We start from the raw sequence: 20,877 nt of genomic DNA on the forward strand, positions 1-20,877 counted from the left end.
GAAGGCAAGGCGGAGAAAGCACGCCTCGTGCGACGGGCGGAAGAAGCCCGAACCGGATGGAAGAAGTGGTGCGAGAAGCTGGATCGCCGTCGTCAAAGGACGGACGCCACAGCGGGGGAGAAGCACCGGCGCCCGATTCGGGCGATCACGTGTGCTGAAGGCACCGTACCACGCAAGTCCGGGAACGGGGAAGCCCCGGCCCCGCCCACAGTCAGGCGGTGGGCGAGACCGGGGCTTCCCCGTTCCCAAACTGTCTTGTCCTGCTCCGCGCGCTTCCTCAGCCGCCCCGGGCGCCGAAGGTGACGTGCCCCCCTACCGGCCCTCAGTCGTCCCCGCGGAACGCCTGCAGGATCCGGTCGGCGGCCAGTGTGGCCGTCAACTCACCCTCACGGACGCGCTGTTCGAGCTCCGGGGTGAGCGTACGCACCGCTGGATGGCTGCGCAGACTGTCCAGCAGCTCGTCGCGCACCATCGCCCAGGTCCAGTCCACCTGCTGCTCACGGCGCTTGGCCGACAGCCGCCCGGTGGACTCCAGGAGCGTACGGTGCTGCTCCAGCCGCTCCCACAGCGCGTCCAGCCCGGTCGATTCCCTGGCGCTGCATGTCAGCACCGGGGGAGTCCAGGCCGCGTCCACGGGGTGCATCAGCCGCAGCGCGCCCGCCAGTTCGCGCGCCGCCGAACGGGCGTCGCGTTCGTGCGGCCCGTCGGCCTTGTTGACCGCGATGGCGTCGGCCAGCTCCAGGACACCCTTCTTGATGCCCTGCAGCTGATCGCCGGTACGGGCCAGGGTGAGCAGCAGGAAGGTGTCGACCATGTCGGCGACCGCCGTCTCCGACTGCCCGACCCCGACCGTCTCCACCAGCACCACGTCATAGCCCGCCGCTTCCATCACCACCATGGACTCGCGGGTCGCCTTGGCCACCCCGCCGAGCGTCCCGGCCGTGGGGGAGGGGCGTACGAACGCCCGGGGATCCACCGCCAGCCGTTCCATCCGGGTCTTGTCACCCAGGATGGAACCGCCCGTACGACTGGAAGACGGGTCCACGGCCAGTACCGCGACCCGGTGTCCGAGCCCCGTCAGCAGCGTGCCGAGCGCATCGATGAACGTGGACTTCCCCACGCCAGGCACACCACTGATCCCGATGCGCCTGGCCTGCCCGGCATGGGGCAGGAGCTCGCTCAGCAACCGCTGTGCCAGCGCCCGGTGGTCGGGGCGGGTCGACTCCACGAGAGTGATCGCGCGCGCGACGAACGCCCGTCTCCCGTCGAGCACACCCTTGGCATAGGCGTCGATGTCGATATGCGTTCTCACCGTCCCAGCCACCGTCAGCGGCTCACAGGTCGTGGCCGAGCGCGGCGCCGAGCCGTGCGACCAGGTCGTGGGCGGCGTCCGGGATCACGGTGCCTGGCGGGAACACCGCGGCGGCACCCGCCTCGTGCAGCGCGTCGATGTCCTGCGGCGGGATCACACCGCCCACCACGATCATGATGTCCTCCCGGCCCTCGGCGGCCAGCTCCTCGCGCAGCGCGGGTACGAGCGTGAGGTGACCGGCGGCGAGTGACGAGACGCCCACGATGTGCACGTCCGCCTCGACCGCCTGCCGGGCGACCTCGCCCGGCGTCTGGAACAGGGGGCCGACGTCGACGTCGAAGCCCAGGTCGGCGAAGGCCGTCGCGATCACCTTCTGGCCGCGGTCGTGTCCGTCCTGGCCCATCTTGGCGACGAGGATACGCGGACGCCGTCCCTCCGCTTCCTCGAAGTCATCGACCAGGGCGCGGGTGCGGTCCACGGACGGGGACTCTCCTGCCTCTTTGCGGTACACGCCGGAGATCGTACGGATCTGGCCCGCGTGCCTGCCGTACACCTTCTCCAGCGCGTCCGAGATCTCCCCGACCGTGGCCATCGCCCGGGCGGCGTCCACGGCCAGCGCCAGCAGATTGCCCTCGAGCCCCGGTCCCGGGTCCCGTTCCGCCGCGGCGGTCAGGGCGCGCAGCGCCTCCTGGCAGGCGGCCTCGTCGCGCTCCTCGCGCAGCCGGCGCAGCTTCTCGATCTGCTGGGTGCGCACCGAGGAGTTGTCGACCTTGAGCACGTCGATCTTCTCGTCGGTCTCGACCCGGTACTTGTTCACCCCGATGACAGGCTGGCGTCCGGCATCGATCCGCGCCTGAGTCCGGGCCGCGGCCTCCTCGATCCGGAGCTTCGGAATGCCCGCGTCGATGGCCTTGGCCATGCCGCCGGCCGCCTCGACCTCTTCGATGTGCTGCCAGGCCCGCTGAGCCAGGTCGTGCGTCAGCCGTTCCACGTACGCGCTGCCGCCCCACGGATCGATGACCCGGCAGGTGCCGGACTCCTGCTGGAGCAGCAGCTGGGTGTTGCGGGCGATCCGCGCCGAGAAGTCCGTCGGCAGGGCCAGCGCCTCGTCGAGCGCGTTGGTGTGCAGCGACTGGGTGTGCCCCTGGGTCGCCGCCATCGCCTCGACGCAGGTCCGCGTCACGTTGTTGAACACGTCCTGCGCGGTCAGGGACCAGCCGGAGGTCTGTGAATGGGTGCGCAACGAGAGCGACTTGGCGTTCTTCGGTCCGAACTCCTTGACCAGCTTCGCCCACAGCAGCCGCGCCGCCCGCAGCTTCGCGATCTCCATGAAGAAGTTCATGCCGATCGCCCAGAAGAACGAGAGGCGCGGGGCGAACGCGTCCACGTCCAGGCCCGCCGCCTGCCCGGCCCGCAGGTATTCCACCCCGTCGGCCAGGGTGTACGCCAGCTCCAGATCGGCTGTCGCGCCGGCCTCCTGGATGTGGTACCCGGAGATCGAGATGGAGTTGTAGCGCGGCATCTTCTGCGAGGTGAACGCGAAGATGTCGGAGATGATCCGCATCGAGGGGCCGGGCGGATAGATGTAGGTGTTGCGGACCATGAACTCCTTGAGGATGTCGTTCTGGATGGTCCCGGCCAGCTTCTCGGGGGCGACCCCCTGCTCCTCCGCTGCGACGATGTACAGGGCGAGTACGGGAAGCACCGCGCCGTTCATCGTCATCGACACCGACATCTTGTCCAGCGGGATGCCGTCGAAGAGCTGACGCATGTCGTAGATCGAGTCGATCGCCACACCCGCCATACCGACATCGCCCGTCACCCGGGGATGGTCACTGTCGTAACCGCGGTGGGTGGGCAGGTCGAACGCGATGGACAGGCCCTTCTGCCCGGCCGCGAGGTTCCGCCGGTAGAAGGCGTTCGACTCCTCGGCCGTGGAGAATCCGGCGTACTGACGGATCGTCCAGGGCTGATTGACGTACATCGTCGGGTACGGACCGCGCAGGTACGGCGCGATGCCGGGGTAGGTCCCGAGGAAGTCGACCCCCTCCAGGTCCCGCCCGGTGTACAGCGGCTTGACCTCGATGCCCTCCGGGGTCTCCCAGAGCAGCTCGTCCTCGGACCGGCCGGCCGACTCCTTCACCGCGGCGTGCCACCGGTCCTCGGTGACCGCGGGGGAAGGCCCGCCGTTCAGCGCGACGTCGGAGAAGTCCGGCACGGGGGTCTTGGGGGACTCGCTGGTCCCAGGGGTCTGCATCACGCCACTCCCATGCGGTCGAGTTCGGAGGAGAGGACGGCGACCACGTCGCAGCCGGTGAACACATGGACGTCCGCCCCGACGTACTCGCCCGGCCGCCCCGCGAGGAGGATCCGGTCGGCGCCCGCAGCCCTGAGGGCCGAGGCGACGGCGTCGGCCTGCTCGGCGTAGAGCGTGTCGGTCGAGCACAGGCAGGCGGCCGTCGCCCCACTGGCGGCGAAGGCCGCGGCAACGGTCGACGCGTCCACGGAAACCGGCTCGTGGACGGGTTCGATGCCGCCCGACAGGAAGAGATTCGCCGCGAAGGAGGCCCGTGCGGTGTGCACCGCAGCGGGCCCGAGCGCCGCGATGAACACCTTCGGGCGGCTTCCCGTGGCCGCGAGGTGCGCGTCCGACCGGGCACGCAGCGCCTCGAACGCCTCGTCGCGCCGGACCTTGGGCAGTCCGCCGCCAGGCGGCACGGCGGGGGCGGACTCGCGCTCCACCGGCCGCTCGTCGAGAGCCGGGAACTCGCTGACCCCGGTCACCGGTTCCTTGCGCCGCGCCAGATCCTTGCTCCGGGCCGCCCAGGTGGCCGCGAGCCGTTCCTGGACCATGCCGGAGCGCAGAGCGGCGGCCTGACCGCCGGCCCGCTCGATCTCCTGGAAGAACGACCAGGCCGCAGCGGCGAGTTCATCGGTCAGCCGCTCGACGTACCAGGAACCGCCGGCCGGGTCCGTCACCCGGGCCAGATGCGACTCCTCCATCAGGATCGTCGACGTGTTACGGGCGATCCGCCGGGCGAACGCGTCCGGCAGGCCCAGTGCGTGATCGAACGGCAGTACGGTCACGGACTCGGCTCCGCCGACACCCGCGCCCAGACAGGCCAGCGTCGTCCGCAGCATGTTCACCCAGGGATCACGGCGGGTCATCATGACCGACGAGGTCACGGCGTGCTGCCGCTGCGCCCCGGCGTCCGGGGCCCCGCAGACCTCGGCGACCCGGGCCCACAGCCGCCGGGCCGCGCGCAGCTTCGCGATCGTCAGGAACTGGTCGGCCGTCGCCGCGTACCGGAACTCCAGCTGCCCGCACGCCTGCTCGACGGAAAGCCCCGACGCCGTCAGCGCCCGGAGGTAGGCGACACCGGTGGCCAGCGAGAGCCCCAGCTCCTGCGCGGCGGAGCCGCCCGCCTCGTGGTACGGCAGCGCGTCCACGGCCAGGGCGCGCAGCCCCGGGTACTCGCGGGAGCACAGCAGCGACCAGTGGACGGCGCCGCCCAGCTCCGGCTCCGTGCCAGTACGCGCTGCCCGCCCGAGTGGATCCACCCCGAGGGTGCCCAGCGCGGCTTCCTTGGAGACACCCTTGGCCTCGTAGAGCGCGAGCAGCTCCCGGACGGCGGGCCCGGGGTCGGCGCCCGCGTCGAGCGCGACGGGCGCCAGGTCGAGAAGGACGCCCTCCAGCGCACGGGCCAGGCCCGTGACCGGAACCCCGCCGGGCCCGCCGACGGCGAGCCAGAGCGAGGTGACGCCGTTCTCCAGATCGCCGAGAACCGCCTCGTTCAGGCGCACGGGATCGGCCAGCTCGTGGCGCTGGCGCACGTCCCACCCGTCCGTGGTGTTCCCTGCGGCCCTGCTGCCCCGGGTGAAGGGCGCGAAGCCGGGCAGACCTGGGTCCGCCGATGCGTCGATGGAGGTGTACAGCGGGCGGACTGTGAGCCCGTCCCCGAGCGCGGTGGACAGCGCTTCCTCGGCGGCCGAACCCGTGACTTCCTTACCTGACCTGCGCAGTACGCCTTCGGCAAGGCTCTGCCACTGATCGTGGGAAGGGTCGGGGAACTCGGCGGCCAGGGGAAGCCCGTCGGCAGGCAGGACCGTCATGGTCAGATGCTAGGTCAGCACTCTGACGTGCAGCAGGGCTACCGACTGTGACCTTGCACTCGCCGAAATGTGGGGGATGCTCCGGGTAGGACGGCCTTGTACCGGGGAACCCTGCCGGAGGCGAAGCCCGACGCCGGGCACGGCGGTTGGCGTCGGGCCGCTCCGGTCAGGCGCCCACGTAGGCCGCGAGGTGCTCGCCGGTGAGGGTGGAGCGGCCGGCGACGAGGTCGGCCGGCGTGCCTTCGTAGACGATCCGTCCTCCGTCGTGGCCGGCTCCGGGCCCGAGGTCGATGATCCAGTCGGCGTGCGCCATGACCGCCTGATGATGCTCGACGACGACGACCGACTTGCCGGAGTCGACGAGCCGGTCGAGCAGACCGAGCAACTGCTGGACGTCGGCGAGATGGAGACCGGCGGTCGGCTCGTCGAGGACGTAGACGCCGCCCTTCTCGGCCATGTGGGTGGCCAGCTTGAGCCGTTGCCGCTCGCCGCCGGACAGCGTGGTGAGCGGCTGGCCGATGCTGAGATACCCGAGCCCCACGTCGGCGAGCCGGCCGAGGACGCGGTGCGCAGCCGGCGTACTCGCGTCGCCGCTGCCGAAGAACTCCTCGGCCTCGGCCACCGACATCGCCAGGACCTCGCTGATGTCGCGCCCGCCCAAGTGGTATTCGAGCACCGACGAGTCGAACCGCTTCCCCTCGCAGTCCTCGCAGGTCGTCGCGACACCGGCCATCATCCCCAGGTCGGTGTAGATGACGCCCGCACCGTTGCACGTGGGACAGGCGCCCTCGGAATTGGCGCTGAACAGTGCCGGCTTCACGCCGTTGGCCTTGGCGAACGCCTTGCGGATCGGGTCGAGCAGTCCTGTGTACGTGGCCGGGTTACTGCGCCGTGAGCCCTTGATCGGGCTCTGGTCGACCGACACCACGTTCTCGCCGGCGGGGATCGACCCGTGCACGAGCGAGCTCTTGCCGGATCCGGCGACGCCGGTGACGACGGTCAGTACCCCGAGCGGGATGTCGACGTCGACGTCCCGCAGGTTGTGTGTCGACGCCCCGCGGATCTCCAGCGCGCCGGTGGGCTCGCGCACCGACTTCTTGACGGCGGCCCGGTCGTCGAAATGGCGGCCGGTGACGGTGTCGCCTGCCCGCAGACCCTCGACGGTGCCCTCGAAACAGACGGTGCCGCCCGCGCTGCCCGCCCCCGGGCCGAGGTCGACGATGTGGTCGGCGATGACGATCGTCTCCGGTTTGTGCTCCACGACGAGCACCGTGTTGCCCTTGTCCCGGAGCCGCAGCAGCAGGCTGTTCATCCGCTGGATGTCGTGCGGGTGCAGACCGATGGTCGGCTCGTCGAAGACATAGGTGATGTCGGTGAGCGAGGAGCCGAGGTGGCGGATCATCTTGACGCGCTGCGCCTCGCCACCCGACAGCGTGCCGGCCGGCCGGTCGAGCGAGAGATAGCCGAGGCCGATCTCCGAGAACGAGTCGAGGGTCTGCTGCAGCGCGGCGAGCAGCGGCGCCACCGACGGCTCGTCGAGGCCGCGCACCCATGCGGCGAGGTTGCGGATCTCCATCGCGCAGGCGTCGGCGATGCTGATCCGCTTGATCCTCGAGGACCGGGCGCCCTCGCTGAGCCGGGTGCCGTCGCACTCGGGACAGGTGGTGAAGGCGACCGCCCGCTCCACGAACGCCCGGATGTGCGGTTGCATCGCCTCCTTGTCCTTGGACAGGAAGGACTTCTGGATCTTGGGGATCAGCCCCTCGTAGGTGAGGTTGACACCGTTGACCTTGACCTTGACCGGCTCCCCGTAGAGGAAGGCCCGCAGCTCCTTCTTGGTGTACGCGCGGATCGGCTTGTCCGGGTCGACGAAGCCTGACTGGGCATAGACCTGCACGGTCCATTGACTGTCCGACTTCCAGCCCGGGATGGTGAACGCACCCTCGGCGAGCGACTTCGAGTCGTCGTAGAGCTGGGTGAGGTCGATGTCGGAGACCGAGCCCCGGCCCTCGCAGCGCGTACACATTCCGCCGGTGCGGTTGAAGGTCGCCTTCACGGTCCTGGTCCTGGCGGCACCGCGTTCCACGGTGATCCCGCCGCTCGCCCGGACCGAGGCGGTGTTGAAGGAGTAGGCGCTGGGCGGGCCGATGTGCGGTGTGCCGAGCCGGCTGAAGAGGATGCGCAGCATCGCGTTGGCGTCGGTGGCGGTGCCGACCGTGGAACGGGGGTCGGCACCCATCCGCTGCTGGTCGACGGTGATCGCGGTCGTGAGCCCGTCGAGGACGTCGACCTCGGGTCGCGCCGGCGTCGGCATGAAGCCCTGGACGAAGGTGCTGTAGGTCTCGTTGATCATCCGCTGCGACTCCGCGGCGATGGTGCTGAAGACCAGCGAGCTCTTGCCGGAGCCGGAGACGCCGGTGAACACCGTCAGCCGGCGCTTCGGGATCTCGACACTGACGTCCTTGAGATTGTTCACGCGCGCGCCGTGCACGCGGATCAGACCGTGGCTGTCGGCAACATGCGGCTCGTCGGTCCTGGTGGCCATGCTCGTCTTTTCTCCATCTGTCACGCGGGCCGCGCGGTCGCGGCGACGGTCGTTGTCTATCAGCCCGGCGGTGTCGGCCGGGGCGGAAACGCCTGCTCGGCCGGTCGAGGAGCGGATGCGGATCACGCTACGGGCGGCCGGCCGCATGTGCTTCTTCAATCCTGACCGGTCGCGTGGACTCGCCCTGGCCCGCCCGGTGGACCATATACGTCTCTTCTGTCATCTATTTTCACAGTGCGTAGCGGATTGCCCGAAGTTAAGCTGCTGTCGATCCAGAACCGATCCAGAACCGATCCAGAACCGATCCAGAACCGCACGGGAAGGACGCATCGTGGCCGTGGGACCTGTGGAGTACCTCGTCGTCACCTTTCCCGTCGGGCACTTCGCCGACGCGATCGCGCCCGTACTGGCCGACGCCGTCGCGTCCGACGCGGTACGCATCCTCGACCTGGCCTTTGCCCGCAGAACAGCGGCAGGCGCCATCGAGCGCGTCGGGCTGAGGGAGATGGACCCCCAGAGGCTCGTACCGTTCGATCCCCCGGACGACCCGCCGGCCGGGCTGCCACAGATCGCGGGACTTGACGCCCTCGGACGTCTGACGGAGGAGAGCTCCGCCGCGCTGATCGTCTGGGAGGACCTCTGGTCGGTACCTCTCACCCGGGCGGCCCAGGAGGCGGGTGGCCAACTCCTGGCCCATGAGCGGGTCCCGGCGGACGGCGGGGACGACGTCATCACGCTGCTCGAGAGGCTCGCCGACCTGAAGCAGCGCGGCGTTCTCACCGACACGGAATTCTCGGAGCAGAAGACGAGGATCCTCGCCGACTGAATCCCCACCGGCCGGCGCCCTGGTACCTCACGTTCCCTTTGTCGATATTCGCACGCCGTGCGACGTTTGATTCCGACCTGCAGTCTGTCGGGAAAGAGGCAGTTCATCGTGCAGACCGCCCGGGCCGTCCCCGCCTCCACCGTTGTCAACCTCCGCGATCTGGGCGGTATCGCCCTGGGGCGCCACCGCCGCCTGCGGCAGGGAATCCTTCTCCGCTCGGGCCAGCTGAGCGATTTCCGAGAACACGACATGGCGGTGGCCGCACTCGGTATCCGCACCGTCGTCGATCTGCGCAGCGCCGACGAACGCCGATGGGCGCCCGACCGGCTCCCGGCGGGCGCGAGGCTCTTCGTCGCCGACGTCCTCGGCGACAACCCGGGGGTGACGCCGGCGCGGCTCAAGGCGCTGCTCAGTGACCCGGACGGAGCAGCCGGCCTGCTCGGCGGCGGAAGGGCGGAGGCACTGTTCGCGCAGACCTACCGGAAGATGGTCCTCTCCCCGGGGGCGGCCGCCGCCTACCGTGCCCTCCTCGACACCGTCGCGGATCCGCGGGCGAGACCGCTGCTCTTCCACTGCGCGACCGGGAAGGACAGGACGGGCTGGGCCACCGCGCTGCTGCTGATGATGGCGGGGGCCTCACGTGATGTCGTACGGGCGGAGTTCCTCGCGGTGAACCGGGCGGTGCGCGCAGCCTTCGGGCCCACGGTACGGCGCTTTCTCGACGAGGGCGGGGACCCGGACATCGCGTGTGCGGTCATCGAGGCCCGGCCCCGGTACCTCGAGGTGGCCCTGGACGCGATGGACGAGCGCTGGGGCGGCCTGGACGGCTACCTGACCAAGGCGCTGCGCCTCCCCCCGGCTGTGGCCGAACGGCTCCGCGACGACCTGGCCGTCCCGGTCTGACGTACGGGCCGTCCCGGTCCGCCGCACAGCTGGAACAGCAGGGAGGCGCGGGCGCCGATCCGGACGGCGTCCCGGGTCCCCCGGCCGCGACAGACGTACGTGGCCCCGGACACAGCTCCTCCTTGTCACCCGACGCGAGTGCGGAGATGAAGCACCGCAGGGGATCGATCCATGGCGGTGACCCTGCCTCATGACGTGGCGGTCCCCGTCCGCCCGGTGGAAACGGACGACAGCGCGTCGGCCAGGAAGTCCAGTGACGCCGACGCCTCCGGGGGTGAAGGCCAGTGGTTGAGGTGGCCGTGCGGCATCCCCGACGCGACATGCAGGCTCACCGGCACGCCGACGGAGGCCAGTTGGCGGCTGAGCAACTCCCCGGAAGGCCTGAGCTCGTCGTACTGGGAGAGCGCCAGCGCCGTGCGCGGCAGACCGTCGAGCCGCGCGGCGCCCGGGAGTGCCAGCCGGGGAAGATCAGTTGTTCTGCCCACGTAGGTGGCCACCATCGCGTCGACCGTGGACGGAGGGAAGCGGTGGATGTCCTGCATCCCTTCCATCTCGCGTACCGTCCCGGCGTCGAGCGCCGGGTTGGGGTAATGCGCGAACGGATAGGCGAGCAGGAGACGGTCTGCCGGCAAGGAGCCGTCCCGGCCGCGGACCGCGCATCCCAGAGCGAGTGCCGCCCCCGCGCTGGCGCCCCCCAGGGCCCGGATCTCGCCCTCCGACGGGGGGAACGTGGCGGTGAGCCATTCCCACGCCGCGTACACGTCGTCGAGAGGGACCGGGAAGACGATGCCGTTCCCGGCGAGCCGGTAGTCGACGGACACCACGCGGGCCGACGCCCGTGCGGCGAGCTCCCCGCTCACCAGGTGCGCCTCCGGCCAGTCGAGCGTGCCCCTGCTGAAACCGCCGCCGTGCATCCAGAGCAGGGTGGCGGTGGGGCGGGTGGCGGGCAGGTAGAGGCGCAGCGGGACCGTGCCGTGGGGCCCTTCGGCGCAGAGGTCCTCGGTCGTCACGGAACCGGGTATCGCCGGCGGGACCGTGGCGTCGTGCCCGGACTCCCGATGCCGTGGCTTGGATCGGGGCGGCGCCTCGGAAGGAGAAGGGCGGCGGGTCACTGAGGCCTCCATGGGCTGTCGTTGCTGCCATCCGGGCCGCGGCTCCCGGACGCGTGCGGTACCGAGGTGAGGAGCCGCGAGGAGATCTCCCCGTACCCGGGCGAGGGACCCGTCGGGGAAAGCGACCTCGATCATGCCATCGGGTGTGCCGGAGACACCGGCGAGGCGATGCAGCTGACGGAACCGGACACCTCGCTCGGCGACTGGCGGGAGGAGGCCGTCTTCACGAACGCCTCCTACGACGAACTCATCGTCCTCACCACGAACAAGCCGACCGACACCCGTCCGTACACCCTCGCGCACAACCCCGCCTACCGGAACGACATGACCGCCAAGGGATACACGCAGCCGCACGAAGTCGACTACTGCCTGGGCAACGGCATGAGCACGCCGTCCCGGCCCGCCACCGAGTACGCGCCCAGGGCGACAGCGGAATGAACAGCCCTGCCGGGCCTCGGTTCCAGGGTGCCGGGGCGCCGCGAGCGGCATGCGTGTCCGGCAACCGGAGTGCGCGATACTCGCCTCATGAGACCGAGCAGGACGGACCGGCGTGGCGAGGTCCACGTCAGACGAGCTGTCGCACGGGACGCCAAGCGGCTCACCCGCCTGGTCACCAGGTCACGCGCCTACGAGGGCCCGTACGCACCCATGGTCGAGGGGTACAAGGTCGGCCCGGACTACATCGAGACGCACGTCGTCCACGTGGCCGAGGACGACGACGGCCGGGTGCTGGGGTTCTACGCGTTGATCCTGTCCCCGCCGGAACTCGACCTGATGTTCGTCGCAGACGATGCCCAGGGACGGGGCATCGGCCGGCTCCTCGTCGGCCACCTGCTCGACGAGGCGCGCCACGCCGGCCTGGCCGCCGTACGTGTGGTCGCGCACCCGCCGGCCGAGGGCTTCTACCGCAGCGTGGGCGCCGAACGCACCGGTACCGTCGCGGCCCGGCCGCCCGCGGTGATGTGGGACCGGCCGGAGCTGACGCTCACGGTCGACGACGCCCTCTGACCGGCGGCCCGGCCGGATCACGGATCGCGGCCGGGCCACTCGCGTGCGCCCTGGGCGGAGAGACGTCTACGACCAGCCGCCGTACGGACGGGTGATGAGTTCCAGCCCGTGGCCGCTGGGGTCGGGGAAGTACACCCCGCGTCCGCCGTCGTTGTGATTGATCTCGCCGGGGTGCTTACGGTGGGGATCGGCGTAATACGTGATCCCCTTCTCCTCGATGAGACCGAAGGCCGTGTCGAACTCCGCCTCCGAGATGAGGAACGCGTAATGCTGCACGGTGATCGAATCGGCGGGAACGGTCGCGAAGTCCAGCGTGACGCCGTTCGCGAGAACGACCGGGATGAAGGGGCCCCATTCGGTTCCGACGGTGAGACCCAGGATGTGCGCCAGGAACTCGGCGGACTCGCGGTTGTCCCGGCTGTGGACGATGGTGTGATTCAACTCGACTGACACTGTGGAATGCCTCCAACAGGCATCTCACGGGCTACCTCCACGCCTCACCCGGCCGGTGACCGACGCGCGATGCCGTACACCGATCCTAAGCGAGTTGTCACGGTGCGTCGAGGTCGTGGCCTCTGACCGGCCTGGCTTCCCGGCCGTCCGCCCGTTGCTGTGGTGGATTTCCCAACGGCTGCCCACCATGGAGAACAAGGACTCACCACAGCTCCGCGCGGCACCAGTACCACCTCTACGAGGCGGGAGGCATCGATGGGACAGATACCGGCGGGCAGTGAGGGGAACGAGCGCGACAGGGCCGGGAGGAACCCGCGCAGCGGACGGTACGAGACCGACGAGGAGCGTGCGGACCGGCAATGGGGCGATCTGCTCCAGGAACTCCGGGTGGCTCAGACCGGCGTTCAGATCCTGTTCGGCTTCCTGCTCGCGGTGGTCTTCCAGCCCCGGTTCGCCGATCTCTCCACCGTCGACCGGAACATCTACGTCGTGACCGTCATGCTGGGGTCCGCGACCGCGGCCGCCCTGATAGGGCCCGTGTCGTACCACCGGCTGCTCACCGGACGCCGGATGAAGCCGCAGACGGTCGTCTGGGCCTCACGTCTCACGAAGCTGGGGCTCGCTCTGCTCTTCTGCACGATGTGCAGCACGCTGCTGCTCATCCTGCGGGTCGCCCTGCACAACGTGGCAGCACTGTGGCTGGTGGGCGCGATGGCCCTGTGGTTCCTGGTCTGCTGGTTCGTTTTCCCCCTGTGGGCCATCGTCCGGCACAGCGGCCGTCGGCCGGCCGGCGGGCGAGAGGCCCAGGACGCCGACCCGCGTACCTGACCCGGCCGGCTCCTCGCCCTCAGTCGTCGTCCTCGTCCGCCGGGCTGCGTACGTCCGTCACGGTGAAGAGCCCCCCGTCCGGGTCCCGCAGCGTCGCCTCGCTGCCGTGCTGCACGCCGCGCCGCTCCATGAGGGCCCCGCCGTTCCGCTCCGCGGCGAGGACCGTCGCGCCCACATCGGCCACCGGGAACTGCACCTGCCAGTGCGGGCGCACCTGCGGGTCGGGAGCGGCCTCCACGGCACCTGAGCTGATCCGGGCCAGCGGACGGCCGTTGCAGCGTACGAGGACCTCTTCCTTCACGTACGCCACCTCGCAGCCGCCGGGCTCACCGCTCTCCCAGCCGAGGACCTCGCCGTAGAAGATCGCGGCGTCGAAGGCGTCCCTGGTGCGCAGCCGGAGCCAGGCGTGTGCCCGGTTCCCGGACGGCGCGAGGGTGGCCGCGCGCCCTCTCCACTCCCAGACACCGAAGGACGCCCCGTCCCGGTCGGCGGCCAGGACCGCGCGGCCCTGCCCGACCGTCAGCGGGCCCACCCCCACGGTGCCGCTGCGTTCGCGGATGCGGTCCGAGACGACATCTGCGTCCCGGACCGAGAAGTAGGGCATCCAGGCCACGCCCACCTGGTAGGCGGACGCGACCGCGCCGATGCCCGCCACCGGCACCCCGTCCGAGCGCGCCATCAGGAAGTCCCTGCCCAGCGGTCCGGGGCGGAACGTCCAGCCGAGCACAGTGCCGTAGAAGCGCTGCGCGTCCTCCAGGTCGCGGGTCACCAGGTGAACCCAGCACGGAGCGCTCGCACCGCTCAGCACCGCCGGTTCCGGCGCGGTCCGCGGATCACTAGGAGTCATGGTCCACTGCCTTATCGGTTCTGCGGCATGACTTCTTCGGTGCCGCGCGGCCAGGACCAGCCTCATGCGCCCCGGCGACTCCCGCAACACGCGGCGGCCGTGATCACGTGCCCGAAGGGATGGCGGGTGTCCGGCGGGCGGCGGCTCCGACGGAGCGCGGCCCGCAGGAAGACCTCGCGACCAGCACGGTGACGCCGGTTCCGCGGTCCGACTCGGCCGGTGGCCGGCGCGGTGCGTCAGTCACGCGGGCGCTCGTCCTCCGGGGGCGGGATCACCTCGTTACCGCGGTCGCTGAGCTCGTACGGCGAGAGGGCACGGCCGTTCTCGGGGAAGCGGTCCGAGCTGTGCTGGCCGCTCTCCTGGATCTCCGTCCGGTGCTCCGGGCGCGGCGGCTGCTCATCGGGGCGTGGTGGCCGTGATTCCTTGTCGCGGCGCCTCATCCCGAACCAGAAGCCCCCGATCAGCAGAAGCACCACGAACAGGCCGACGATGCCGATGATCACGCCTACCGCGCCCGGCCCGCCGGCGCCGCCGGTGCTGGCGAGCGATTCCCATGCTCCGTTCGTTACGTCCATGCATGGCGCATACCCCGGGACGTCGATCACAGACAGCCATTGACATGAATTCATGTTTTATGGCGATGTAACGGTAAATGAGTTTCATATGGTTCAAATCGGCTACACGATGATGACCGAGCAAGCAGGCCCCCGCGCACTCGTCGCGGACGTGGTCGCGGCGGAACAGGCCGGCTTCGACTTCTCCGTCATCTCCGATCACTACTTCCCCTGGTTGGCTTCCCAGGGGCACGCGCCCTACGCCTGGTCGGTCCTGGGAGCAGCCGCGCAGGCCACGTCCAGGATCCCGCTGATGACGTACGTGACCTGCCCGACCACGCGCTACCACCCGGCCGTGGTCGCGCAGAAGGCAGCGACGCTCCAGCTGCTCGCCGAGGGCCGTTTCCGCCTGGGCCTCGGCTCCGGCGAGAGCCTCAACGAGCATGTCGTGGGCGAAGGACGGCCCTCGGCCCATGTCCGCCTGGAGATGCTCGAAGAGGCCGTGCACATCATCCGCGCGCTCTTCGACGGGGGCTACGTGAACCACCACGGCACCCACTTCGACGTGGAGAACGCCAGACTCTGGGACCTGCCCGACCGGCGCGTCCCCATCGGCATCGCGGTATCCGGGGAGAAGTCCTGCGAACTCGCGGGCACCCTGGGCGACCTGGTCATCGCGACCGAACCCAGGAGCGAACTGCTGAGCGAGTTCGACCGGCACGGCGGGGCCGGGAAGCCGCGCGTGGGACAGGTGCCCGTCTGCTACGACACCGACCGGGACGCCGCGATCGCCCGCGCCCACGACCAGTTCCGCTGGTCACTCGGCGGCTGGAAGGTCAACTCGGAACTGCCGGGCCCCTCCGCCTTCGACCAGGCGACCCGGTTCGTCCGCAAGGACGACATCGCCGAAGCGATCCCGTGCGGTTCCGACGTCGAGGCGTTCGTCGAGGCCGTACGCCCCTACGGCGAAGCGGGCTTCACCGAGGTCGCACTCGTCCAGATCGGCGGGGCCCAGCAGCGGCCCTTCATCGACTGGGCGCAGAGCACGCTCCTTCCGGCGCTGCGCGGACTGTAGGCGGGCGGCCGGTACACGGCGTGGGGCGGCCGCACGATTCCCCGCCACTCACCGGGTACGAGATCTTCGCGGGCCCGCCCGTCCGAGCCGTCGCTCGTGTCGCCGACACGGAGCCGTGGGGTGAGCCTGGGAGTCAGTCCAGTCCCCGGACCGCTGGAGGAAACGCGATGGGAGCACGCAACCCGCTCGGCCGCTGGCCCGTGTACCGGCAGCTGACCGGCGGTGATCCCCTGGGCAGAGGACAGGCGGTCGTCTCGCGGGCGACGCAGGAGACCCGGCCGCGCACGGCCACCGCCGACCGCGTGGTCAAGTCCGTCTGCCCGTACTGCGCGGTGGGATGCGGGCAGCAGGTGTACGTCAAGGACGACCGGGTCGTCCAGATCGAGGGTGACCCGGACTCCCCGGTCAGTCGCGGCAGGCTGTGCCCGAAGGGCTCCTCGACGCTTCAGCTCACCACCGGCCCGGCCCGCCGCCACCAGGTGCTCCACAGGCGCCCGTACGCCGGCGACTGGGAGACGCTCGACCTGGAGACGGCGATGGACATGGTCGCGGACCGGGTCGTCGAGACCCGGCGCAGGACCTGGCAGTGGGAGCACGAAGGGCTCCGCACGGCACGCACCCTGGGCATCGCCAGTCTCGGCGGAGCCACCCTGGACAACGAAGAGAACTACCTGATCAAGAAGCTCTTCACCGGTCTCGGCATCGTGCAGGTGGAGAACCAGGCGCGGGTCTGCCACAGCTCCACCGTGGCCGGCCTCGGTACCTCGTTCGGCCGGGGCGGAGCGACCACCTTCATGCAGGACCTCCAGCACGCGGACTGCGTCATCATCCAGGGGTCGAACTTCGCCGAGGCTCACCCGGTCGGCTTCCAATGGGTGATGGAGGCGAAGGCACGCGGCGCCCGGATCATCCATGTGGACCCACGCTTCACCCGCACGAGCGCCCTGTCCGACCTCTACGTGCCCATCCGGGCGGGGAGCGACATCGCGTTCCTCGGCGGCATCATCAACCACGTGCTCACCGAGGAGAAGGATTTCCGGGAGTACGTCCTCAACTACACCAACGCCGCGACGCTGATCGGCGACGACTTCAGGGACACCGAGGACCTCGACGGCGTCTTCTCCGGCCTGGACGAGCAGACGGGCCACTACGACCCCCGCACGTGGCAGTACCGGGACACCGAGGTACAGGCACCCTCCGGGAACGTGGACGAGCTGTACGAGGACCGCGCCGGGAGCGACGACGCGCGGAGCCGGATCCACTCCGCGGCCGGGTCCGAGACCCACGGTTCGGGAGGCCCACAGGCCCGCGCATGGCCGCCGCGCGACGAGACCCTGCGGGACCCCCGCTGCGTCTACCAGATCCTCAAGCGCCACTACGCGCGCTACACCCCCGAGATGGTCGAGGAGATCACCGGGGTGAAGCGGGAGGTCTTCCTGGAGGTCTGCGACGCGCTGACCTCCAACTCCGGACGGGACCGGACCACCGCCTTCGCGTACGCCGTCGGCTGGACCCAGCACACCACCGGCGCCCAGTGCATCCGCGCGGCGAGCGTGCTCCAGCTCCTCCTGGGCAACATCGGGCGCCCGGGAGGAGGCATCCAGGCCCTGCGCGGACACGCCTCGATCCAGGGCTCCAGCGACATCCCGACCCTCTTCAACCTGCTGCCGGGCTATCTGCCGATGCCCCACGCCCACGCCCACGAGAACCTCGACGCTCTCATCCGGGCGAGCCGCACCGACGGAGGATTCTGGGGCAACATGCGGGCCTACTTCGTCAGCCTGCTCAAGTCCTACTACGGCGACGCGGCCACCGCCGAGAACGACTTCTGCTTCGACCACCTGCCCCGCCTCACCGGCGCCCACGGCACGTACGAGACGGTGATGGCGCAACTCGCGGGGGAGTGCAAGGGCTACTTCCTCATGGGTGAGAACCCCGCCGTCGGCTCCGCCAACACACGACTGCAACGGCTCGGCATGGCCCAGCTCGAATGGCTGGTCGTCCGCGACTTCTCGCTCATCGAGTCCGCCACCTGGTGGCAGGACGGCCCGGAGACGGAGACCGGGGAGATGACCACCGGGGAGATCGGCACCGAGGTCTTCTTCTTCCCGGCAGCGGCCCACACCGAGAAGTCGGGCTCCTTCACCAACACCAACCGGTGGCTCCAGTGGCACCACGCCGCCGTCGAGCCCGAGGGCGACGCGCGAAGCGACCTCTGGTTCATGTACCACCTCGGCCGGCGCATCAAGGAGCGGCTCGCCGCGTCGGCCGATCCGATGGACCGCGCCGTCCAGGACCTGACCTGGGACTACCCGGTCGAGGGTCCACTCGACGAACCGGTGTCGGCAGCGGTCCTGGCCGAGATCAACGGGCACGGCCCGGACGGCGCCCCGCTCTCCGCCTACACCGAGCTCAAGGACGACGGTTCGACCCGGTGCGGATGCTGGATCTACTGCGGGGTGTACGCGGACGGAGTCAACCAGGCCGCCCGCCGTAAGCCACACACGGAGCAGGACTGGGTGGCGGCCGAATGGGCCTGGGCCTGGCCCGCCAACCGGCGCATCCTCTACAACCGGGCCTCGGCGGCCCCCGACGGCAGCCCGTGGAGCGACCGCAAGGCGTACGTCTGGTGGGACGAGGCCGAAGGCCGGTGGACCGGGCACGACGTCCCGGACTTCGTCCCGGACCGGGCCCCCGGCCACGTACCTCCGCCCGGAGCCCAAGGACCCGACGCGCTGCGCGGGGACGACCCGTTCATCATGCAGGCCGACGGGAAGGGCTGGCTGTACGCCCCCTCCGGCCTCGAGGACGGCCCGCTGCCCACGCACTACGAGCCGCAGGACTCGCCCTTCACCAACGCGCTCCACCCCTCGCGTTCCCGCTCGCCGGTCAGGCAGCTGCACCCGCACGAGGGCAACCGCTACCACCCGAGCGGCGACGAGCCGGGTGCGGACGTGTATCCGTACGTCGTCACCACCCACCGCCTCACCGAACACTTCACTGCGGGCGGGATGAGTCGCTGGTCCCCCTATCTGTCCGAGCTGCAGCCGGAGTTCTTCTGCGAGGTGTCGCCGCAGCTCGCCACGGAGCGAGGGCTGGAGCACGGCGGCTGGGCGACGATCGTCACGGCCCGCAACGCCGTCGAGGCCCGCGTCCTGGTGACCCGCCGGATCAGGCCCCTGACCGTCCGGGGCCGGACCGTGCACCAGATCGGTCTGCCCTTCCACTGGGGCCCCAACGGGATCGCCACCGGAGACGCGGCCAACGAGCTGGTGGCCATCGCGCTCGACCCCAACGCCTTGATCCAGGAGGACAAGGCGCTCACCGCCGACATCCGGCCCGGGCGCAGGCCCAGGGGCCCCGCACTGCCCGAACTCGTCGCGGAGTACCGCCGCCGGGCCGGGATCACGGAGACGACCGGAACGCGGGAGGCGACGTGAGGGACAACCTCTTCGGCGGGCCCGAGCCCGACCCGGCGGGCGACGCCGGACACGAGAACGCGCCGCCACGCGTCGGGTTCTTCACCGACACCTCCGTCTGCATCGGCTGCAAGGCGTGCGAGGTCGCCTGCAAGGAGTGGAACGCCCTCCCCGAGGACGGGCTGTCGCTGACCGGTATGTCGTACGACAACACCGGCGGGCTGGGCGCCTCCACCTGGCGGCACGTCGCCTTCATCGAGCAGCCCGTGGCCGCCGGGCGTACGGAACTGCCGCTCGTCGAGCCGGATTCCGGGAAGCAGCCGGAGGACGCCTCGGGTGTCCGGTGGCTGATGTCCTCGGACGTCTGCAAGCACTGCACCCACGCCGCGTGCCTGGACGTCTGCCCGACCGGATCCCTGTTCCGCACGGAGTTCGGCACGGTCGTCGTCCAGGAGGACATCTGCAACGGCTGCGGCTACTGCGTGCCCGCCTGCCCGTACGGAGTGATCGAGCAGCGCCCCACGGACGGCCGGGCGTTCAAATGCACCATGTGCTACGACCGTCTCGGCGCGGGCCAGGAACCCGCGTGCGCCAAGGCGTGCCCCACCGAGTCCATCCAGTTCGGCCCGCTCGACGAACTGCGCGAGCGTGCCGCGCTGCGGGTGGAACAACTGCACGAGGCCGGAGTCGCCGACGCCCGGCTGTACGGCCATGAACCGGACAACGGCGTCGGAGGGGACGGCGCGTTCTTCCTCCTCATGGACGAACCCGAGGTGTACGGACTGCCCCCGCACCCCGTGGTCACCACCCGGGACCTGCCGGCCATGTGGCGCCACGCGGGCATCGCCGCTCTGTCGCTGGTCACGGGCGCCGCCCTGTCCTTCGCGATTCCCGTGCTCACCCGAAGGAGTGGCCGGACATGACCACCAGCACGTCCAGGAAAGAGGCAGGCCGCGTGGAGTCCGCCTCCTACTACGGCCGGCCCGTCATCAAGGCGCCGTCATGGTCCGCCCAGGACATCGCCGGGTACTTCTTCCTCGGCGGACTGGCCGGGGCCGGTTCCGTCCTCGCCGCCGGGGCCCACCTCACCGGCCGTGGCACCACGGCCAGGGCCCTGAAGGTGTCCTCGCTCGTCGCCGTCAGCCTTTCCGCGGCCGCCCTCGTCCACGACCTCGGCCGCCCGTCGCGGTTCGCCAACATGCTGCGCGTCTTCAAGCCGACCTCCCCGATGAGCATGGGTTCCTGGCTGCTCTCCGGCTACGGGCCCGCCGCCGGGGCCGCCGCCCTCACCACGGTGACCGGCCGGCTGCCCAGGACGGGCGCCACGGCGACCGCGGCCGCCGCAGTACTGGGCCCCGTCCTGGCGACGTACACCGCGGTGCTGGCCGCCGACACCGCCGTCCCCGCCTGGCACGGCGCACACCGTGAACTGCCCTATCTCTTCGGGGCCTCGGCCACTGCCGCAGCCGCCGGAATGGCGCTGGTCGCGGGGCCGGTACACGAGAACGCCCCGGCCAGGTACGCCTGCGTACTCGCGGCCGTCGCCGACGGCGCCGCCAGCCGTGCGGTGGAACGGCGCCTCGGCCCTGTCGCGGTGACCTACCGCGAGGGCCGTGCGGGGACGCTGATGCGCGCGGCACGCGGACTCACAGCGGCCGGGGCGGCGGCGGCCCTCCTGCTCGGACACCGCAGCCGTCCCCTCGCTGCCGGCGCGGGGCTCGCCCTGCTCGCGGGCTCGGCCTGCACACGCTTCGGGGTCTTCGCGGCGGGAATCGCCTCCGCCGAGGACCCCGCCCACACGGTCGGCCCCCAGCGTGAGGCCGGCGAGCAGCGTCCCCAGCGCTCCCAGCGCTCCCAGCGCTCCCAGTGAAAGGAATCCAGG

General features: G+C 70.6%; 17 protein-coding genes. 9 read left to right on the forward strand and 8 right to left on the reverse strand.

Going from position 1 to position 20,877, the window contains the following annotated elements:
• Nucleotides 1-322 precede the first annotated feature (322 nt).
• The 4 genes from meaB to ACFYQ5_RS15515 form a co-directional block, all read right to left on the reverse strand.
• Nucleotides 323-1,312 (reverse strand): methylmalonyl Co-A mutase-associated GTPase MeaB, encoded by a 990-nt coding sequence (gene meaB / locus ACFYQ5_RS15500; RefSeq protein WP_389197807.1) that lies wholly within the window; start codon nt 1,310-1,312, stop codon nt 323-325.
• Between the two features lie 22 nt (nt 1,313-1,334).
• Nucleotides 1,335-3,569, reverse strand: a complete 2,235-nt coding sequence (gene scpA / locus ACFYQ5_RS15505) for a methylmalonyl-CoA mutase (protein WP_389197808.1) — start codon at nt 3,567-3,569, stop codon at nt 1,335-1,337.
• Nucleotides 3,569-5,425 (reverse strand): methylmalonyl-CoA mutase small subunit, encoded by a 1,857-nt coding sequence (gene mutA, locus ACFYQ5_RS15510; RefSeq protein ID WP_389197809.1) that lies wholly within the window; start codon nt 5,423-5,425, stop codon nt 3,569-3,571. The genes scpA and mutA overlap by 1 nt, the downstream gene beginning before the upstream one ends.
• Nucleotides 5,426-5,591: 166 nt before the next feature.
• Entirely contained in the window at nt 5,592-7,970 is a 2,379-nt protein-coding gene (locus tag ACFYQ5_RS15515; RefSeq protein ID WP_389197810.1) for an ATP-binding cassette domain-containing protein, read from the reverse strand.
• 331 nt (nt 7,971-8,301) lie between these two features.
• Between ACFYQ5_RS15515 and ACFYQ5_RS15520 the strand changes: the two genes are divergently transcribed.
• Nucleotides 8,302-8,796 carry an SHOCT domain-containing protein gene (locus ACFYQ5_RS15520; RefSeq protein ID WP_389197811.1) on the forward strand — a complete coding sequence of 165 codons (495 nt, stop codon included), beginning with the start codon at nt 8,302-8,304 and terminating at the stop codon, nt 8,794-8,796.
• Between the two features lie 108 nt (nt 8,797-8,904).
• Nucleotides 8,905-9,699: a tyrosine-protein phosphatase gene (locus ACFYQ5_RS15525; RefSeq protein WP_389197812.1), complete on the forward strand. Its 795-nt coding sequence runs from the start codon at nt 8,905-8,907 to the stop codon at nt 9,697-9,699.
• A 188-nt stretch (nt 9,700-9,887) separates the two neighbouring features.
• Here ACFYQ5_RS15525 and ACFYQ5_RS15530 read toward each other — a convergent pair whose 3' ends face one another.
• Complete coding sequence (locus tag ACFYQ5_RS15530) at nt 9,888-10,709, reverse strand: alpha/beta hydrolase fold domain-containing protein (protein ID WP_389197813.1); 822 nt, start codon at nt 10,707-10,709, stop codon at nt 9,888-9,890.
• Between the two features lie 168 nt (nt 10,710-10,877).
• Between ACFYQ5_RS15530 and ACFYQ5_RS15535 the strand changes: the two genes are divergently transcribed.
• Nucleotides 10,878-11,249, forward strand: a complete 372-nt coding sequence (locus ACFYQ5_RS15535) for a hypothetical protein (RefSeq protein ID WP_389197814.1) — start codon at nt 10,878-10,880, stop codon at nt 11,247-11,249.
• Nucleotides 11,250-11,336: 87 nt separating this feature from the next.
• Nucleotides 11,337-11,819: a GNAT family N-acetyltransferase gene (locus ACFYQ5_RS15540; protein ID WP_389197815.1), complete on the forward strand. Its 483-nt coding sequence runs from the start codon at nt 11,337-11,339 to the stop codon at nt 11,817-11,819.
• Nucleotides 11,820-11,885: 66 nt separating this feature from the next.
• On the opposite strand, the gene ACFYQ5_RS15545 is transcribed toward ACFYQ5_RS15540, so the two are convergent.
• Nucleotides 11,886-12,272: a VOC family protein gene (locus tag ACFYQ5_RS15545; RefSeq protein ID WP_389197816.1), complete on the reverse strand. Its 387-nt coding sequence runs from the start codon at nt 12,270-12,272 to the stop codon at nt 11,886-11,888.
• Nucleotides 12,273-12,527: 255 nt separating this feature from the next.
• Here ACFYQ5_RS15545 and ACFYQ5_RS15550 point away from each other — a divergent pair, with 255 nt between their 5' ends.
• Nucleotides 12,528-13,100: a DUF6328 family protein gene (locus ACFYQ5_RS15550; protein WP_389197817.1), complete on the forward strand. Its 573-nt coding sequence runs from the start codon at nt 12,528-12,530 to the stop codon at nt 13,098-13,100.
• Nucleotides 13,101-13,119: 19 nt separating this feature from the next.
• Here the strand turns inward: ACFYQ5_RS15550 and ACFYQ5_RS15555 are convergent, their stop codons facing one another.
• The gene (locus ACFYQ5_RS15555) at nt 13,120-13,947 is read right to left on the reverse strand and encodes a VOC family protein (RefSeq protein ID WP_389197818.1); all 828 of its coding nucleotides are present in this window, start codon (nt 13,945-13,947) and stop codon (nt 13,120-13,122) included.
• 236 nt (nt 13,948-14,183) lie between these two features.
• Nucleotides 14,184-14,522 carry a DUF6479 family protein gene (locus ACFYQ5_RS15560; protein WP_389197819.1) on the reverse strand — a complete coding sequence of 113 codons (339 nt, stop codon included), beginning with the start codon at nt 14,520-14,522 and terminating at the stop codon, nt 14,184-14,186.
• A gap of 88 nt (nt 14,523-14,610) precedes the next feature.
• Between ACFYQ5_RS15560 and ACFYQ5_RS15565 the strand changes: the two genes are divergently transcribed.
• From ACFYQ5_RS15565 to nrfD, 4 genes are all read left to right on the forward strand, one after another.
• Nucleotides 14,611-15,576 carry an LLM class F420-dependent oxidoreductase gene (locus ACFYQ5_RS15565; protein WP_389197820.1) on the forward strand — a complete coding sequence of 322 codons (966 nt, stop codon included), beginning with the start codon at nt 14,611-14,613 and terminating at the stop codon, nt 15,574-15,576.
• Nucleotides 15,577-15,743: 167 nt separating this feature from the next.
• Nucleotides 15,744-19,016, forward strand: a complete 3,273-nt coding sequence (gene fdh / locus ACFYQ5_RS15570) for a formate dehydrogenase (protein ID WP_389197821.1) — start codon at nt 15,744-15,746, stop codon at nt 19,014-19,016.
• Complete coding sequence (locus ACFYQ5_RS15575) at nt 19,013-19,918, forward strand: 4Fe-4S dicluster domain-containing protein (RefSeq protein WP_389197822.1); 906 nt, start codon at nt 19,013-19,015, stop codon at nt 19,916-19,918. The genes fdh and ACFYQ5_RS15575 overlap by 4 nt, the downstream gene beginning before the upstream one ends.
• Nucleotides 19,915-20,865, forward strand: coding sequence for an NrfD/PsrC family molybdoenzyme membrane anchor subunit (gene nrfD, locus ACFYQ5_RS15580; protein WP_389197823.1), 951 nt, complete (start codon nt 19,915-19,917; stop codon nt 20,863-20,865). The genes ACFYQ5_RS15575 and nrfD overlap by 4 nt, the downstream gene beginning before the upstream one ends.
• The last annotated feature ends 12 nt before the right edge of the window (nt 20,866-20,877 follow it).

The sequence above is a fragment of the Streptomyces sp. NPDC005794 genome (genome assembly GCF_042871445.1).
GTDB lineage: Bacteria > Actinomycetota > Actinomycetes > Streptomycetales > Streptomycetaceae > Streptomyces.

Excerpts from the sequence above, each read along its gene's own strand:
- scpA (WP_389197808.1), bottom strand. The coding sequence starts at position 3,569 with ATGCAGACCCCTGGGACCAGCGAGTCCCCCAAGACCCCCGTGCCGGAC.
- ACFYQ5_RS15560 (WP_389197819.1), bottom strand. The coding sequence starts at position 14,522 with ATGGACGTAACGAACGGAGCATGGGAATCGCTCGCCAGCACCGGCGGC.
- ACFYQ5_RS15515 (WP_389197810.1), bottom strand. The coding sequence starts at position 7,970 with ATGGCCACCAGGACCGACGAGCCGCATGTTGCCGACAGCCACGGTCTG.
- mutA (WP_389197809.1), bottom strand. The coding sequence starts at position 5,425 with ATGACGGTCCTGCCTGCCGACGGGCTTCCCCTGGCCGCCGAGTTCCCC.
- ACFYQ5_RS15550 (WP_389197817.1), top strand. The coding sequence starts at position 12,528 with ATGGGACAGATACCGGCGGGCAGTGAGGGGAACGAGCGCGACAGGGCC.
- ACFYQ5_RS15555 (WP_389197818.1), bottom strand. The coding sequence starts at position 13,947 with ATGACTCCTAGTGATCCGCGGACCGCGCCGGAACCGGCGGTGCTGAGC.
- ACFYQ5_RS15540 (WP_389197815.1), top strand. The coding sequence starts at position 11,337 with ATGAGACCGAGCAGGACGGACCGGCGTGGCGAGGTCCACGTCAGACGA.
- fdh (WP_389197821.1), top strand. The coding sequence starts at position 15,744 with ATGGGAGCACGCAACCCGCTCGGCCGCTGGCCCGTGTACCGGCAGCTG.
- nrfD (WP_389197823.1), top strand. The coding sequence starts at position 19,915 with ATGACCACCAGCACGTCCAGGAAAGAGGCAGGCCGCGTGGAGTCCGCC.
- ACFYQ5_RS15565 (WP_389197820.1), top strand. The coding sequence starts at position 14,611 with ATGGTTCAAATCGGCTACACGATGATGACCGAGCAAGCAGGCCCCCGC.